At 52.0% G+C, this 16,176-nt stretch carries 13 protein-coding genes and 1 pseudogene; 7 read left to right on the top strand and 7 right to left on the bottom strand.

All coding sequences use genetic code 11. The features are described 5' to 3' along the window. Positions 1–23: 23 nt before the first annotated feature. Genes PYCH_RS01310 through ndk form a run of 3 tightly spaced genes read left to right on the top strand, consistent with a single transcriptional unit; the run spans position 24 to position 2,668 of the window. Positions 24–1,949, top strand: coding sequence for a helicase C-terminal domain-containing protein (locus tag PYCH_RS01310; RefSeq protein WP_013905033.1), 1,926 nt, complete (start codon positions 24–26; stop codon positions 1,947–1,949). Continuing rightward, complete coding sequence (locus tag PYCH_RS10075) at positions 1,933–2,304, top strand: chloride channel protein (protein WP_237698680.1); 372 nt, start codon at positions 1,933–1,935, stop codon at positions 2,302–2,304. Before PYCH_RS01310 ends, PYCH_RS10075 begins: the two co-directional genes overlap by 17 nt. After that, positions 2,195–2,668 carry a nucleoside-diphosphate kinase gene (ndk, locus tag PYCH_RS01305; protein ID WP_237698699.1) on the top strand — a complete coding sequence of 158 codons (474 nt, stop codon included), beginning with the start codon at positions 2,195–2,197 and terminating at the stop codon, positions 2,666–2,668. The genes PYCH_RS10075 and ndk overlap by 110 nt, the downstream gene beginning before the upstream one ends. Here ndk and PYCH_RS01300 read toward each other — a convergent pair whose 3' ends face one another. From PYCH_RS01300 to PYCH_RS01290, 3 genes and pseudogenes are all read right to left on the bottom strand, one after another. Beyond that, complete coding sequence (locus tag PYCH_RS01300; RefSeq protein WP_048058143.1) at positions 2,669–3,253, bottom strand: 50S ribosomal protein L15e; 585 nt, start codon at positions 3,251–3,253, stop codon at positions 2,669–2,671. Positions 3,254–3,541: 288 nt separating this feature from the next. After that, a pseudogene (locus PYCH_RS01295) lies at positions 3,542–4,162 on the bottom strand (ATP-binding cassette domain-containing protein). Between the two features lie 321 nt (positions 4,163–4,483). Continuing rightward, on the bottom strand, positions 4,484–5,503 hold the full coding sequence (locus PYCH_RS01290) for a DUF835 domain-containing protein (RefSeq protein ID WP_013905029.1): 1,020 nt from the start codon (positions 5,501–5,503) through the stop codon (positions 4,484–4,486). A gap of 184 nt (positions 5,504–5,687) precedes the next feature. Here PYCH_RS01290 and leuS point away from each other — a divergent pair, with 184 nt between their 5' ends. The 3 genes from leuS (at position 5,688) to PYCH_RS01275 (ending at position 11,310) form a co-directional block, all read left to right on the top strand. Then, positions 5,688–8,585, top strand: coding sequence for a leucine--tRNA ligase (leuS, locus tag PYCH_RS01285; RefSeq protein ID WP_013905028.1), 2,898 nt, complete (start codon positions 5,688–5,690; stop codon positions 8,583–8,585). Positions 8,586–9,496: 911 nt separating this feature from the next. Beyond that, the gene (locus tag PYCH_RS01280) at positions 9,497–10,750 is read left to right on the top strand and encodes an ATP-binding protein (protein ID WP_048058142.1); all 1,254 of its coding nucleotides are present in this window, start codon (positions 9,497–9,499) and stop codon (positions 10,748–10,750) included. Between the two features lie 191 nt (positions 10,751–10,941). Further along, positions 10,942–11,310, top strand: coding sequence for a hypothetical protein (locus PYCH_RS01275; RefSeq protein ID WP_148236178.1), 369 nt, complete (start codon positions 10,942–10,944; stop codon positions 11,308–11,310). Positions 11,311–11,359: 49 nt separating this feature from the next. On the opposite strand, the gene PYCH_RS01270 is transcribed toward PYCH_RS01275, so the two are convergent. Then, positions 11,360–11,911: a DUF3267 domain-containing protein gene (locus tag PYCH_RS01270; RefSeq protein ID WP_013905025.1), complete on the bottom strand. Its 552-nt coding sequence runs from the start codon at positions 11,909–11,911 to the stop codon at positions 11,360–11,362. Positions 11,912–11,964: 53 nt separating this feature from the next. Here PYCH_RS01270 and PYCH_RS01265 point away from each other — a divergent pair, with 53 nt between their 5' ends. Further along, entirely contained in the window at positions 11,965–12,927 is a 963-nt protein-coding gene (locus tag PYCH_RS01265; RefSeq protein WP_013905024.1) for a homoserine dehydrogenase, read from the top strand. Here the strand turns inward: PYCH_RS01265 and PYCH_RS01260 are convergent. Genes PYCH_RS01260 through PYCH_RS01250 form a run of 3 tightly spaced genes read right to left on the bottom strand, consistent with a single transcriptional unit; the run spans position 12,924 to position 16,152 of the window. Then, positions 12,924–13,757, bottom strand: a complete 834-nt coding sequence (locus PYCH_RS01260; protein WP_013905023.1) for an NAD(+) kinase — start codon at positions 13,755–13,757, stop codon at positions 12,924–12,926. The genes PYCH_RS01265 and PYCH_RS01260 overlap by 4 nt on opposite strands. Before the next feature lie 38 nt (positions 13,758–13,795). Continuing rightward, positions 13,796–14,821, bottom strand: a complete 1,026-nt coding sequence (locus PYCH_RS01255) for a polyprenyl synthetase family protein (RefSeq protein WP_013905022.1) — start codon at positions 14,819–14,821, stop codon at positions 13,796–13,798. 11 nt (positions 14,822–14,832) lie between these two features. Continuing rightward, a complete protein-coding gene (locus PYCH_RS01250; RefSeq protein WP_013905021.1) occupies positions 14,833–16,152 on the bottom strand; it encodes an RNase J family beta-CASP ribonuclease in 1,320 nt (439 codons plus the stop codon). Positions 16,153–16,176 lie beyond the last annotated feature (24 nt).

The following is a 16,176-nucleotide window of genomic DNA, read 5'->3' as shown; positions in this document are numbered from 1 at the left end:
AGCGAGAAGATTGGGCGAGGATTATGCTCGAATACTTTCCCTACGAGAGCCTCAGACCCAATCAGGAGGAGTTCATTCGACTGGTCAGCGATGCGGTTAGGAAAGGGAAGAACCTAATAGTTGAGGCCCCGACTGGATTCGGAAAGACGATAAGTGTCCTCGCAGGCATCCTTCCCCACGCCATCGCTATGGGATACAAGGTTGTCTACCTTGCCAGGACCCACAAGCAGATGGATAGGGTCATAGAGGAGTTGAAGGCCATAGGGAGGAAGGCAAAGGTCAGTGGCGTCGAATTCAGGAGTAGGAAGGAGCTCTGCCTCCATCCTTACATCCAGACATTTTCCCCCGACGCCTACAATGCCATGGTGGTCTGCAAGAACCTGAAAAAGCTCGGGAAATGCCCCTTCTACGAGAACTTCAAGGAGAAGAGGGAGGGAGTCTCGGAGCTGGTCGAGTTCTTCCTCACAACTCCAGGTCACCCCTCCGAGATAGTCCACTACTGCCGGCTCCTCGAGCTCTGCCCCTACGAGGTGACGCGAAGGGTTGGCGAGAAGGCTACCGTGATAGTGGCCAGCTACCTCTACATGGTGAGTCCCCCGATAAGGGAGGCCTTCCTCGAGGGGCTGGGCCTCGAGTATTCTGACCTGATACTGGTGTTCGACGAGGCTCATAATCTACCGGACCAGGCCGTATCAGCCTTGAGCGATAGGCTATCCCTGAGGAGCCTCGAGAGGGCCGTCAAGGAGGCCCAAGAATACGGGGAGGGGGACATAGAGAGCTTCCTTTTAATCCTTCTGAGAGGGTTGGAACTTCTCTACGAGGAGAGGCTAAAGAACTACGAGGCATATGAGGTTCCGATAAGGCCGGAGGACATCTTCAGGCACGTCATTGAGGTGACCGGCTACTTGGGGAGGGCCATAGTGAGGATGCTCAACGATATGGTGGAGGTAGGGGACGCCATAAGGGAAGACAGGATAGAGCGGAACCTTCCACCAAGGAGTTACATTGGCAGGGTGGGAGAGTTCCTCCTCACGTGGCTCTCCCTCGCGAACAGCGAGGACTATCTGCATCTCATGAGCAGGGAGAAGGGACTCAGCCTCGAGATCGTTGCCCTCGACCCCTCTAGAGCCCTCGACTTCGTGGAGGAGGTTCACTCGGCCATATTCATGTCCGGGACCCTCAGCCCCTTAGAGGCCTTCAGAGACATAATAGGCGTGGAAGCCGAGCTCAAGAAGTTCCCCAGGATTGTGAAGAGGGAAAATGCCCTTGTGCTTGTCGCGAGAGACGTCTCGACGAGGGGCGAGGAGAGGAGTCCGGGTCTCTACAGAAGGCTTGCTGAGTATATCTTTGAGGCCGTCAGGCTGACGCCAAAGAACGTAGGCGTCTTCACTGCCTCCTATGAGGTCCTCGATGGGCTCATAAGCACTAACATACACGTCAAGATCGAAGAAGAGCTCGGCAAGAAGGTCTTCATCGAGAAGAAAGGGGCCAGCTCGAGGGAGAATGATGCCCTCGTGGCCCAGTTCAAGGCCGAGGCGAAGGGGAACGGGGCCGTCCTCTTCGGTGTCATGGGAGGAAGGAACAGCGAGGGGCAGGATTACAGTGGTGATGAAATGAACGGCGTTGTATTGGTCGGCATCCCATACGCCCGCCCGACGCCGAGGGTCCAAGCTCAGATAAGGTACTTCGAGAAGAAGTTCCCGGGGAAGGGCCGCTACTACGGCTACGTCCTGCCCGCCCACAGAAAGCTAGCCCAGGCGGCGGGAAGAGTGCACCGCTCGGCCGAGGAGAGGGGGAGCATAGTGATCCTCGACTACCGTGTTCTCTGGAAGAATGTTAAAAAGGACTTACCCGACTGGATGGTGGAGACGATGAGGGCTGTAACATTGCCCACGATGAGGCTCTACCTCAGGAAGTTCTGGAGGGGGAAAGATGAAGGAGGAAACTAAGGAGTTCGCCATGATTCTCGTTGAGGCCATCCTGATAGCGTGGCTTGGCTATCTCTTCCTATATCAGAACTACCTTCTCTACAGATGGCACAGGAACCTGCCCCTGCCCAGCCGGGTACCCTTCCTGCTCGCTGGGATAGTCATGGGCCTGATTTTTCTCTGGTGGCAGCTCAGGAAGAAAAACATAATTAAGACCATGCCCCCATTAGCCTTTGGTGTTTCCCATGGCGGAAGTCGAGAGAACGCTGGTAATAATAAAGCCGGACGCGGTTGTCAGGGGTCTGATTGGGGAGATAATCAGCAGATTCGAGAAACGCGGTCTCAAAATAGTCGGAATGAAAATGATATGGATTGACAGGGAGCTCGCAGAGAAGCACTATGCGGAGCACAAGGGAAAGCCCTTCTTCGAAGCCCTAATAGAGTATATAACGAAGGCACCTAGCGTTGTGATGGTCGTTGAAGGGAGATATGCGATAAGCGTTGTAAGAAAGATGGCCGGGGCCACCGACCCGAAGGACGCAGAGCCTGGGACTATAAGGGGAGACTACGGACTCGACATAGGGGACGCGATATACAACGTCGTCCACGCCAGCGACAGTCCAGAGAGTGCAGAGAGGGAGATAAATCTCTACTTCAAGCCAGAAGAGCTCTTCGAATACTGCAAAGCCGCAGACTGGTTCTATAGAACAAAGAAGAAGGCGAAGTGCGAAGAGCTTTAATCACTTACCCTTGCCCTCATTTGCCCTTATGCTGGGCCTAACCTTTTCGGCTCCCTTACCCTTGTTCCTCAGGCCACGGCCCTTCTTGCCAGCTGAGGTAAGCCCGCGGAAGACCCTGCGCTTGTGAACCTTAAGGGCTATCCAGGCTATCTTCGGATCGGACTTAATTACGGGGTGGTGCGGGTCGACCATTATGACCTCAAACCACTTGTACATTCCGTCCTCGCCGACCCAGTATGAGTTGAGAACCTCAAGGTTCGGGAACTTTCTCGCCGCCTTCTCCTCGGCTATCCATTGAAGGCTCTTCTTGGGTGAGTACTTGACCATACCCATCTTGGAGGGCTTCCTTCCAGCCCTCCACCTGGGCCTCTTCCTTCCTCCCCGCCTAACCCTAACACGAACGATGACGTAGCCCTGCTTGGCCTGATAACCCAAAGCCCTAGCCCTATCGAGCCTGGTCGGCCTCTCAATCCTAACGACTACCGGCTCCCTTCTCCACTTTATCATCCTCTGCTTGAGCAACTGACCCACGTAGCTCTTCTTGGGGCTCTTCCAAGCTTCCCTAATGTACTTGTACATGCCCATTCCTTTCACCCCTTCCTCGTTTGTGGTTCTCCCGTCCGGGAACATCCCGCGGGTTGACCCCGCCTAGTCGGGCGAAGTTGGATGAAGAGTTTTTAAGGATTGCGGGTGTTGAATTAGAATGGCTTCTCGAGTATGTAAGAGGTTCCCATGCTCTTATGAATGTATCCGTTCTGGTTAGCCGTAATTTGTGTAAAGCCTTGTAAGGCTCATTAACTCCCCATATCTTCAAAACTTTCGGCAGTCCCCATTCGGGCTTACAAACCTCACATATCGGAGATTGCCACCCCCCTAATATGTTTCGATATCCATCCTCGGCCTGAAAAGGACCTCAACTTCCTCCCGCACGTCATCCACATACCCTTCAAGCACAAGCTTGCCATCCGCTATAACCAGAACCCTGTCGGCGAGTGGGAGCAGAGGTTCCCAGATATGACTGATCACGACGAAGCTCGCTTCTCCACTCGTTTTCAGCTTCCTGAGCCTCGGTTCCCCTATGAAGGCCTGGGCTACGCTCAGCTTCTTCACAATTCCAGAAGAGTACCCTCCTTGTCGAGAAAGTCAATGTTAAACAGCTTGGCTACTCTTTCCACCTCTTCCTCTCCATATCCCTTAGCTGACGCAAAGAGCGTCAGCCATTCCCTGCCTGTGATGAGCTTGGGAAAGGAGGGCGGGTCATAGGAAACGCCAATCCTCTCCTTTATCCTCTCGCTCTTCCAGGGATCTTCTCCAAAAACCAGTATCTTTTCCCCTGGTCGGCCTGTAGATTCCAGTGGCGAGCTTTAAGAAGGTTGATTTGCCTCCCCCGTTGGGGCCGAGAATGAGGGTCATTCCCTCTGTAATTTCCGTAGTTATTCCCTTCAGAGCGCATATGCTTCCAAAGCGCTTTACAAGGTTTTCGGCGATTATCACTTCCCCACCTCCTCCAGAGAAGAGCCGCAAGGACGAATGCGGATACTGTTCCGGTAGCGTAGACTGCGTTCTGGACGCTCTCCGTTGGAGTGTTCTTCTTGAGCCTTAGAATGCAGGAAAGAGAGCCGTTGCCAAAATAGGCCACATAATAGGAACCCTCGTGAGGAATAACAAGTTCTTCTGAGAGCTCTCCGTAGATGGGGTGGAGAAAACCTGCTCACCACTAAAGAGATCAACGATTTCGAGGGTTCCAGAACCCCCAGTGCACTCCACCTCGGCCAACAAGTAGGAACGATCACTTCGGCGCTTAATTAAACCGCCCTAGCTAACCCCCATAAGCAGGGCCCTTTCCCTTTCATCCCAAGCCTCCGGGACGAAGGACACCAGCGCCGTTCCCACCTCCACAATAGCGTAGTCCCTCAGATTGTGGAGGAACTTTAGGAGCGATGAGAAGTCGTTGTACATCCGGAGATATTCCAAGCAGTCCAGAGCAACAATACCCCTCGTTCCCATTTCCCTGGCCTCCCTCAGGTAGCGAACCGCCAGATGTGTCATCTTCTCCAGGGAGGTGGGGCGAACGGAGTTAGCAGTTGGAGCGTTGGTAACGTAGAACACCGTCCAGGATTCCGGGTAGTCCCTCACCTCCCGCGTGAACAGAAGAAGAGAATTATCCTCAAGATCCTTGAGCATCACCCTGAACTCCCTCTCGGGAAGCATGAGAAGTCCCTTGGGGAGGTCAGCCGAGCCCTCACTACCAGGCCTGAATAACACCCTCGAAGACGTCCTCACGGTCACCCAAGAGAGCATGACGGCACCAATGGCCACCAGAACCAGCTCCACGTACGTGCTGTGGCAGATTTTGTAGAGGAGGAGGGCTACGGAAAGGGGAACCGCCGAGAGGGCCATGAGCCTACCCTCCCTTCCAAGGACTCTCCACACGACATAGGCTGAGATTAAGAGTATCGTCCCCGAATCCCCCGCTATTCCTCCGACACCCGGGTATTTTATCCCCATGATCACCCACAGGAGGCGGTAGACGATGTGAACCAGTGGGATTAGCAGGAACAGCTTAAAGAGGCGGATAGCGGTGGGAGAGAGCTCCTCCACGATTGACAGTATGTAGAGGGATGTCCCGAGGGAGAAGCCGTAGAGCAGGCCTTCTTGGAGAAATTCAAGCCCGTTAAACAGTCTCATGGCCTCATGGAAGGCCAACATTGCCCATCCAAAGGCCCCAAAGAGCGTGTATTCCTTAGATGCTTTAAGATAGGCAGTGAAGAGATAGGCAGACGTGAGAAGGGATACGATGAGCATCAAGAGGTCAACGTACTCGGCGAGTGGCATCGGGGAATGTCGTCCAGGAGGGCTTTAAAATTTTCCAAAAACCTTAAATACCCGGGAGCCGGAACCCATGGCGATGCCCATGAGGGGGGATCGAGTTCTCCGTCTCGGCACCGATGCCTGATTCCCCCAATAATCCGCCTATTCTAGAGTCTGGCTCTTTTGAAAAGCTTCGGGGGGTATGAACATGGCTGAACTTAACTTCAAGGCCATCGAGGAGAAGTGGCAGAAAAGATGGCTGGAGGAGAAGGTCTTCGAGCCTCAGAGGGACCCAAGGAAGCCCAAGTTCTACATAACGGTGGCCTTCCCATACCTTTCCGGACATTTGCACGTCGGCCACGCCAGAACCTACACTATTCCCGACGTCATAGCACGCTTCAAGAGAATGCAGGGCTACAACGTGCTGTTCCCGATGGGCTGGCACATCACCGGGGCCCCGATAGTTGGAATAGCCGAGAGAATAAAGAACCGCGACCCCAAGACCATCTGGATTTACAGGGACGTTTACAAGGTGCCCGAAGAGATACTCTGGACCTTCGAGGACCCCGTGAACATCGTGAAGTACTTCATGAGAGCAGCAAAAGAGACCTTCATCAGGGCAGGATTCAGCGTTGATTGGAGCAGGGAGTTCCACACCACGAGCCTGTTCCCGCCCTTCAGCAAGTTCATCGAGTGGCAGTTCATCAGGCTGAAAGAGATGGGCTACATAGTCAAGGGGGCTCACCGCGTCAGGTGGGACCCGGTCGTGGGCACGCCGCTGGGCGACCACGACCTCATGGAGGGCGAGGACGTCCCAATACTCGAATATGTCCTGATAAAGTTCGAGCTGCGCGAGGACGGAGAGGTAATTTATCTCCCGGCGGCAACCCTGAGGCCAGAAACCGTTTACGGCGTCACCAACATGTGGGTGAATCCAGAAGCGATCTACGTCAAAGCAAAGATCAGGCGCGGCGATAGGGAAGAAACTTGGATAATCAGCAGGGAAGCAGCTTACAAGCTCTCCTTCCAGGACAGGGAGATTGAAATTTTAGAGGAGTTCAAGGGCGAGAAGCTGATAGGAAAATACGTGAGAAATCTGGTGACTGGCGACGAGGTCATAATACTGCCGGCCGAGTTCGTCGATCCTGACAACGCGACCGGAGTTGTCATGAGCGTTCCAGCGCATGCACCCTTCGACCACGTGGCTTTGGAGGATTTGAAGAGGGAGACGGAGATTTTGCTCAAGTACGACATAGACCCAAGGGTCGTCGAGGAGATAAGCTACATCTCGCTGATAAAGCTCGAGGGTTATGGCGAGTTCCCGGCCGTCGAAGAGGTAGAGAAACTGGGCATAAAGAGCCAGAAGGATAGGGAGAAGCTGGAGCAAGCCACGAAGACGATATACAAGGCCGAGTACCACAAGGGAATCTTCAAGGTCGAGCCCTACGCTGGCAAACCGGTGCAGGAGGTAAAGGAGCTCATCGCAAAGGAGCTCCAGGAGAAGGGTATCGCCGAGATAATGTACGAGTTCGCGGAGAAGAACGTGATAAGCCGCTTTGGAAATCGGGCCGTCATCAAGATAATCCACGACCAGTGGTTTATCGATTACGGGAACCCTGAGTGGAAGGCTAAGGCAAAGGAGGCACTCGACCAGATGACCATCTATCCCGAGAGCCGCAGAGCCCAGTTCGAGGCCGTCATCGAATGGCTCGACAAGAAGGCCTGCGCCAGAAAAGTGGGGCTGGGAACTCCTCTACCCTGGGACCCCGAGTGGGTCATTGAGAGTCTGAGTGATTCAACGATTTACATGGCTTACTACACGATTAGCAGGCACATAAACAAGCTCCGCGAGGAGGATAAACTCGACCCCGAGAAGCTCACGCCTGAGTTCTTCGACTACATATTCAGGGAGGGCTTCAGCGAGGCCAAGGAGAAAGAGCTAGCCGAGAAGACCGGAATTCCGGCTGAGATTATCCACGAGATGAAGGAGGAGTTCGAGTACTGGTATCCATTAGACTGGCGCTGTTCCGCCAAAGACCTGATACCAAACCACCTGACGTTCTTCATCTTCAATCACGTAGCCCTCTTCAGAAGGGAGCACTGGCCAAGGGGCATAGCGGTGAATGGCTTCGGAACGCTCGAGGGTCAGAAGATGAGCAAGAGCAAGGGCAACGTGCTGAACTTCATCGACGCCATCGAGGAGAACGGAGCAGATGTCGTCAGGCTATACATAATGAGCCTTGCCGAGCACGATAGTGATTTTGATTGGCGCAGGAAGGAAGTCGGAAAGCTCAGGAAACAGGTCGAGAGGTTCTACGAACTCGTGAGCGAGTTTGCAAGCTATGAGGCCAAGGAAGGTATTGAGCTGAAGAGCATTGACCGCTGGATGCTCCACAGGCTGAACAAATCCATTGAGGGAACCACCAAGGCTCTGGAGGAGTTCAGGACCAGAACCGCTGTCCAGTGGGCCTTCTACACTATCATGAACGACCTGCGCTGGTACCTGAGGAGGACAGAGGGACGAGATGATGCCGCCAAGCGCTACGTCCTGAGAACACTTGCAGACGTTTGGGTTAGGCTGATGGCACCGTTCACGCCCCACATATGCGAGGAGCTCTGGGAGAAGCTCGGCGGAGAGGGATTCGTCAGCCTAGCGAAGTGGCCTGAACCCAGGAAGGAATGGTGGAACGAGGCCCTTGAGATTGGCGAGGAATTCATTAAGTCTCTCATAGAGGACATAAAAGAGATCGTCGAGGTGGCAAAGATAGAGAACCCGAAGAGGGCTTACATCTACACTGCCCCAGAATGGAAGTGGCGTGTTGTTGAAGTTGTTGCAGAGAAGAGGGACTTCAAGGCCGCAATGGCAGAGCTCATGAAAGATGAAGAGATAAGGAAGCACGGCAAGGAGGTTGCGAAGATAGTTCAGAGGCTAATTAAGGAGAGAGCTTTCGATGTCAAGAGGATAGACGAGGAGAAGGTCCTGAGAGAGGCGAAGGAGTTCATAGAGAAGGAGCTTGGCTTGGAGATAGTCATTAACCCGAAGGAGGACAAGGGCGGAAAGAAAAAACAGGCGATGCCTCTGAAGCCTGCAGTTTACGTGGAGTGATGGCTTTTCTTTCTTTTAAAAGTCATTGCAACCCATGCAATGATAGGATAAACAGGCACAAGGATAACTAGAGACGCCACCCTCAGCCATAATTAGCCAGGATAATCCATGTATAAAAGTCCAAACTGGATAAAACCACGAACGGAGCAAACATCAGAGCTGAAATTACCAGTGCCTCCAAAGGCCTCCTTGATAGTCTGAGCAGTGAACCGAGATAATAGGCAGGCAATGCCATGAGAATCGTAACCCAGTACCATGCTTTTCCCAGCGTTAAAACGACAATGGGCAGGGAGATTCCTAATAAAGATACGAGTTCTAAAAGGTACACTTTATCTAACCATGAAAAAACCACAAAGCTAAAAAGAAAATTAAAAGGATGCTCTTTAAGAGTTTTTCACGCATTAGAGTCACCTCAATTAATAATCGTTTTCGGCATCCTCTCTTGTTCCCTCCTTTGTGGGATAATCTCCAGGTTTCCATAGCTTTTTTCTGTAAGTCTGGATTCGAATCCTCATAGCGTGGTTCCAAGTGTTAACATATATAGCTTTATACGGCTCTCCGTATTTATCATTGTGGGGTCCCCCTCACTTACCTCGTCGGCGAAACCGGTCGCGTCGTTGCTGTTGATCGTTCTTGCTGGAGCTTCTTCGGGGAAATGACATCCTAGACGGGTTTAAAACACAGAATAATCCAGCTTAAAACTGACGAGAGAAAGTAACCTTCGAGCCAGACCTCCTGCACTACCTCGCCTACATCCCGCGCGAGGCGCGTTGTTGAAGTTGTTGCAGAGAAGAGGGACTTCAAGGCCGCAATGGCAGAGCTTATGAAAGAGGCTAATTAAGGATTTGATCCTAACATCTATTGCCTCCCCATATCGCAATATTTATATAAGGCTAACCAAAATTAGCATAATGGTGATTAGCATAGTGAAAATTATTGAACGTCGCGAGCTTAGAGATGTCCTGAACGTAAGATGGTTGCTAATTTACGGAAGAAGGAAAACTGGGAAGACCTTCTACATCAGAGAGAGGGCAAAATATTCCCATTACTTCATTGTAACGAGCGGTAGGGAGATATTTGAAATAAAAAAAGGAGAGATATATTCTTTCTCCGAGTTCATGCGAGTGCTCCCCCTTCTCCTGGACCAAGGGAGAATCGTCATTGACGAGTTCCACCGGCTCGGCGAGTCATTTTTCTCAATTCTCCAGGGATTGTCAGGAAGGGGTGGGCTCATCCTTATAACTTCAACGAGGCACTATTTCAAAAAGCTTATAGGGAACAATAGTCCTCTGCTGGGGCTTTTCTATGTAAGGGAGCTGAGCTTAGTTGATCCGAGGGATGCGATTAACTTTGTTAATGAGTTGGGATATAAAGGAAAAGCCATGGTAGAGCTTGCTGTTCTCGTTCAGGAACCCTGGTTAGCTCCAGCCGTTGAAAGTTTGGGTGAGAGAGTTTTCTCAACCCTTGGATCAACCCTGAAGGGAAACGTTCCCAGCTTAATTGGTGAGATATTCACAGAAGAAGAGCGAGAATTAACGAGAAGATATTCGGCAATACTCGAGACTGTTGCGGATGGCAAGTCAAGTTCAGGAGAGATAGCCAAGGAGCTGTATTCGCGAGGACTCATAGAAAAGGAAACCCACAGTGCAGTCGCTCCATACCTTGAGACCCTTGTCAACATGGGAATCCTCGAGAGAATTTCGCTCTTCGGGAAGAGAAAGAAAATATTCAAGTACCGACATCTGTCCCCTGTAGTGGATTTCGCATATTACCTAAACGCCAAATATGGATTCTTCGAAACTGAGCTTCCAGATGAAACCGTTGAGAGGATTTTTAGGGAAAAAATGCCGCACTACGTTGAGAGATTCTTTGAGAGGTTGTTGGTAAAACACTATTCTTTGCAACCAATCAGGATTGAAATGCCTGATCTGGAAGTAGATGTTGCCCTGTTGAAAAATAGAAAGCTCCATTTGGTTGCCGAGGTTAAATGGAAGGAGAAAATTAAAGAAAAGGATATCAGGAAGGTTGAAGAAAAATTTGAAGAAATTAACGCCAAGAAAAAACTCCTCATAGTTCCGGATAGAAATGACTTGCCAAGAGCTCCAGAAAATGCCGAAATTCTCGACTGGAGAGATGCAGTAGAGCTCAGCAGGGCTCTAATTTAAATTCCCTCTTCTTGTATTTGGGGTGATCATCCTCCTCACTGCTTTTCCTCGGGAGACCGAGAGAAAAATTAGTCAAGAGAGGTGTTAGCTGTTTTGATCCTAGAGATTTTTGACCTGCCATTAATTCTCCCCCATCTTATACAACATTTTCTCCGAAAACGCCTTAAAGACAGCCGTTTTAGCACTTTTGGGTGTTTTCCATGTCCGTTGACGAGGAGACGTTTAGGAGAGATGTCCTATCAAGGATTCCGCTCCGGAACGAGCCGCCTCTACCTCCGGATTGCTTGCCTATTGCGAAGAACGAGAGACAGAGGGCTCATCTTGAGCTGTACAACCTGCGTGAAGAAATTTTTGAAGCCCTTTTCGGGAGAAAGGACGACCTGCATTACCTTCCTCTGGAACGGCTGAAGGAGCTTGTGGAGAAAGCCAGTGGAGAGGTAATAGAAAGCGGAACCTTTGAGCCAGCTTTACCCCAATTATCTCGCCTATATCCCGCGGGAGTACCTCAAGGGGATAAAGGACGAACAAAAGCGTGCCGAACTTTTAAAGCGGTGGGATGAAGCGTACGAAAAGTGGAGGAAAGGGGCAGAGCATCCACCGGTCGGCTAGCTACTTGCCGAGCCTTAACAGTTCTGGCCAAGGTTCCGGGAACGGAATTTCCGAGACCATCTCAATCCCTTCGTCCACTACAAGAGCATCTTTTGGCATTCTAATGAGTACGAGGAGCACCACGATATCTCCAGCGAGACCGGATGTGTTTATTAAAAACGCCATCACCCAGATCGGAGAGCCTGTAGCCGAGCCAAGGATGTAGAAAAGCGGAGAAAGACTGAAGGGTGCTAGAAGCACCGGAATCCACATCTTTACCGGGAGTGGAGTTCTGACGGCCGTATACGGGGCCATCGCAACCCAGCTCTTGCCGAGCTTAGTTATTCCGAACTCCACCCTTGCTCCCTGAAGCCTTGCGACGACTGCATGGAGCCCTTCATGAAGGGCTATGACTAGCAGAACAGGAGCTATGGAGCAGTAGATCACGTATTCGAGGAGCGAGTAGGGTGGCCATCTTACTGGAGGCGAAAGAGAAAGGGAAAGTAGGAACAGGAGCACCGCAAGGATCATTACTCCCTTTTCATGCTTCCGGAGGTCAAAGCGATACTTCATCAACATTCCAGTTTGAGGGAAACTTTATTACCATTATCCCCTAGGTATCCACCATGAAAGTTGTTAGGGTCTCAATTTTCGGGTTTGGAACTGTTGGAAGAGCACTGGCCGAAATAATGGCGGAGAGGGGAAGGAGGTTTGGGGTTGAATTGAGAATCGTCTCGATAACAGACAGGAGCGGCACAATATGGGGCGACATCGACCCCCTAGAAGCCAAAGAGGTCAAGGAAACGATGGGAAGGCTGAGCGCATGGGACGAATACGAGGTTTTCGACTTCTCACCCGAGGAGCTCGTTCAGGAGGTCAGACCGGACATACTTGTTGACGTCAGCAGCCACGACGAGGCCTTTTCCATGTACGAGACGGCACTGAAGGAAGGGATAGGCGTCGTGACCAGCAACAAGCCTCCCATCGCGAATCACTATCGCGAGCTCATGAAAGCCGCTGAGGAGGGCGGTGCAGGCCTATTCTTTGAGGCCACCGTGATGGCAGGAACGCCCGTAATCGGACTGCTCAGGGAGAACCTGCTTGGCGATGACGTACTCTCAATCGAGGCCGTCCTCAACGCCAGCACGACCTTCATACTTACGGAGATGGAACGCGGCTCTTCCTTTGAGAAGGCTGTGGAGAAGGCTAAAGAGCAGGGGATACTTGAAGAGGACCCCTCGAAGGATATAGACGGGATAGATGCTATGCACAAGGCCAAAATACTGCACTGGGTGGCCTTTGGTCAGGAGGCTGAGGAGGTCGAGGTGAAGGGGATAAGGGAGGTCACGGACGCAAGAAGGGTAAGGCTCATTGCAGAGGTGTCCAAGGGAAGGATTAGGGTTCAACCAAAAAGACTCTCCGAGGGCAGCCCCCTGCTAACGGAAGGCGTTCTCAACGCCGCGGTCATAAGGACAGACCTTCTAGGAGAGCTCGTTATTAAGGGGCCCGGCGGAGGAGGGAAGGTTACGGCAAGCGGCGTCTTCAGCGATATCCTGAAGGCGGCCAGCTACATGAAGCCTCTCCGCTAGTGTCTCTCCTTTATCTTCATCGTATACTTGGGGTATATCTCCCGGCTGAAGCGAACGAACTTGGCCTTTCTTGGGCTCTTCTTAACGGTGATCCAGACATTTGACGGAAGGTGCTCATAGTACTGCCCGTCCACAACCAAGATTATCTCTCTCTCCGTGATCAGCTCGATTTCTACCGTTGATGTTCCCGGAATGACTATGGGAACTGAAGTTTTCGGCATCGGGAGGAGGGGAACTATTACCATCGTGTCAAGCCTTGGGTCAAGGAAAGGGCCGCCCGCGGACATAGCGTAGCCTGTGGAGCCCGTGGGAGTCGAGACGACGAGACCGTCAGCTCTGACTTCGTCCGCCAGTCCCCCATCCACGTAGTACTTAAGGTGGATTATCTTTCCGGGGACGCCCGTTAGGATTGCGACCTCGTTGAGAGCGTCGGGAATGTTCCCCTTGCCGTCTATGAACGTCCTTAGCTTTATCCTCTCGTCGATGTAGTAATCACCTTCGAGGAGCCTATTTATTGCGAAGAATGTCTCGCTAGGCTCCACTTCCGTGAGGAAGCCAAGGGTTCCCATGTTTACGCTTAGTATCGGGATGTCCCTCTTTGTGTGGTGCTCAACCCTTAGTATCGTCCCGTCCCCGCCTATCGCGATTATGAAGTCCACATCGAACTCCTCGAGGGGCAGGACATCTCCCTCATCAAAGTGGGGAAAGTGCTTATATGTATCCATATCAACCACGACATCATAACCGCTGACCTTGAGAAAATCATAAACGCGGTAGGCGAGCTTGAGAGCCTCCTCCCTATCCCTTCGAGCCACTATACCGAACTTCATCGACCAGACTCTCTCCTTCGTCGAATTTAAGGATTTCTTTAGTGGTCTCTCTCAACGATGAACTCGGCTAGGAGCTCTAGGTCCTTCCTGGCTTCGCTCTCTGGAAGAATCTTCAGTGACTCATTGGCCTCCCTAATGAGCTTCTTTGCATAGCTGGCGGCGTAGTCTATGCTCCCGTAGGCCTTAAGGAGCTCTATGGCCTCCATAACCTCGGCCTTGACATCCTCCTCGATTATGCCCCTCCCCCTGACGTCGCCCGCGAACTTGCCAAAGACCCTGAGGAATCTCTCCCTATCTCTCTCATCTGCTCTCTCGAAGAAGTGAGCCACTATAAGGGTCTTCTTGCCCTTCCTTATGTCACTTCCAACGGGCTTGCCCAGCTTCTTCTCATCGGCGATAAGATCAAGAACGTCGTCCCATATCTGGAACGCTATGCCGACGTTGCGACCCCAGCGGGCAAGGGACCCTATGTACTCCTCGTTCTCGGTTCCAACGATGGCACCGACCTTGGCAGCAGCCTCGAAGAGTGCCCCGGTCTTGCCGCTTATCATCCTCATATACTCCTCGATAGTTACGGTTTCTCTCTTCTCAAACTCGAGATCCATCGCTTGACCTTCGCAGAGCTCGTTCGATGCCCTAACTATCGTCTCGAGAATTCTCGCCTTCTTCTCGGCGTCAACATCTGCCCCAGAAATAGCCTCGAATGCCTTGCTGAAGAGGAGGTCGCCTGCCAGGATGGCCATATTGATGCCCCAGAGCTTATGGACCGTTGGCCTTCCACGCCTCGTCTCGTCCATATCCATTATATCATCGTGGACGAGGGAGTAGTTGTGGATGAGCTCTATGGCAACCGCCGGGTAGAGGGCCTTCGAGGGGTCGCCACCGACGGCTTCAGCTGCAGTTAGAACGACAAAGGGCCTGACGCGCTTTCCGCCGGCGAGAGGGTAGTGGCGGGCGGCCTCGTAGAGAACAGCCGGCTCCTTCTCGGGTATTAGTTCGAACATCTTCTCATCAACGAGCTTGGCCTTCTCTTTAATCCTCTTAAAGAGGGCGTCGTACTTCATCCCAATCCCCCCTATATGTCAACTCGATGACCGTTCCTTGCCACGAAAACATCTTTTCCAATCATGTAGCCCTCCTCCTCGGCCAGCTCAGCGTAGTGGGTGAGCATTCTAAACTCCCCGTGTGCGGGAACTATATACTCAGGATTTAACAGTCTAATAAGATAGCGATGATCCTCTCTACTCGCGTGACCTGAAACGTGAAGGTTCTTTATCATCCTTACGCCCCTCATCCTCAGCTTCGTCTCGAGGGCGTAACGCTGGGCTACGTTGAGCGGGTTCGGAATCACGCCAGCGGAGAAAACAACGGTATCCCTCTTTCCTATGTCGTAGAGCTCACCACCGGCCATCCTCGTCAGTATTGCTCCAGGCTCCCCCTGGTGTCCAGTGACAACTAGAAGGTAGTTCTCCCTCGCTTGAGAGACCTCCTTCAGGACCTTACTTATGGCATTGGGACTCCTCAAGACACGAGAACCCTTCATCTTTATCAACCCAAGTTGCTTGGCTATGCCAGTGTACTTGGCAAGGGAGCGACCGATGAATATTGCTTGGCGACCCATCTTATTGGCTATCTCTATAAGCTCTTGGAGGCGGGCTATGTGGGAAGCGAACGTTGTGGCTATAAGACCATCAGCCTCCATGCCCTCGTAAAGGAAAAAATCCTCTAAGAGCATCTTCGCGACTGCCTCGCTTGGCGTTTTTGTCTCTTCGGCAACCCTTGTAGATTCAGCTATGAGGACCTTAACGCTTTCCTGGCCGAGCTCCTTCAAACGCTTGTAGTCGGGCTTTTCGCCGTAGGGATGGTTGTTATCGAACTTATAGTCACAGGCATATACCACAGCTCCTTCGGGCGTGTGGATAACGACGATGGAAGAGTGGGGAATTGAGTGTGTTATCTGGACGAATTCTATGGCGAGATTCTCGCTCACCTGAACTATCTCACCGTAGTTCGTCTCGAACATCGGGTTCGTAACCTCGAAGTACTGCTCCCCCTTGACCTCACTCTTGGCGAGCCGAATGGTATAGGGGGTGCCATATACGGGCACATCTGGGTAGTGGGGGGCGAGCTTGGCAACAGCACCTATGTGGTCGAGATGGCCGTGTGAGAGGGCTATGGCAACAACCTTCTTGTCCCTTATGGGCCTGTCGTCTGGGATCGCACCAAGTTTTCTCAGCTCCTTGGAGCTCATCTTTTGAAATTCAACGTCCTCGTGTATAAGGACGCGATCGAGCCTGATACCCATATCGATTATGATAACCTCACCGTTGTACTCGACGGCCGTCATGTTTTTTCCCACTTCCTCATAGCCTCCAAGAGTGTAAATCCTTATCATTCTCTCTCCTCCCAGCCCGAGGGC

Source organism: Pyrococcus yayanosii CH1 (assembly GCF_000215995.1).
GTDB classification, from domain to species: domain Archaea; phylum Methanobacteriota_B; class Thermococci; order Thermococcales; family Thermococcaceae; genus Pyrococcus; species Pyrococcus yayanosii.
Note: the sequence above shows the minus strand (reverse complement) of the source record. Positions and strands in the feature narration are given on the sequence as shown.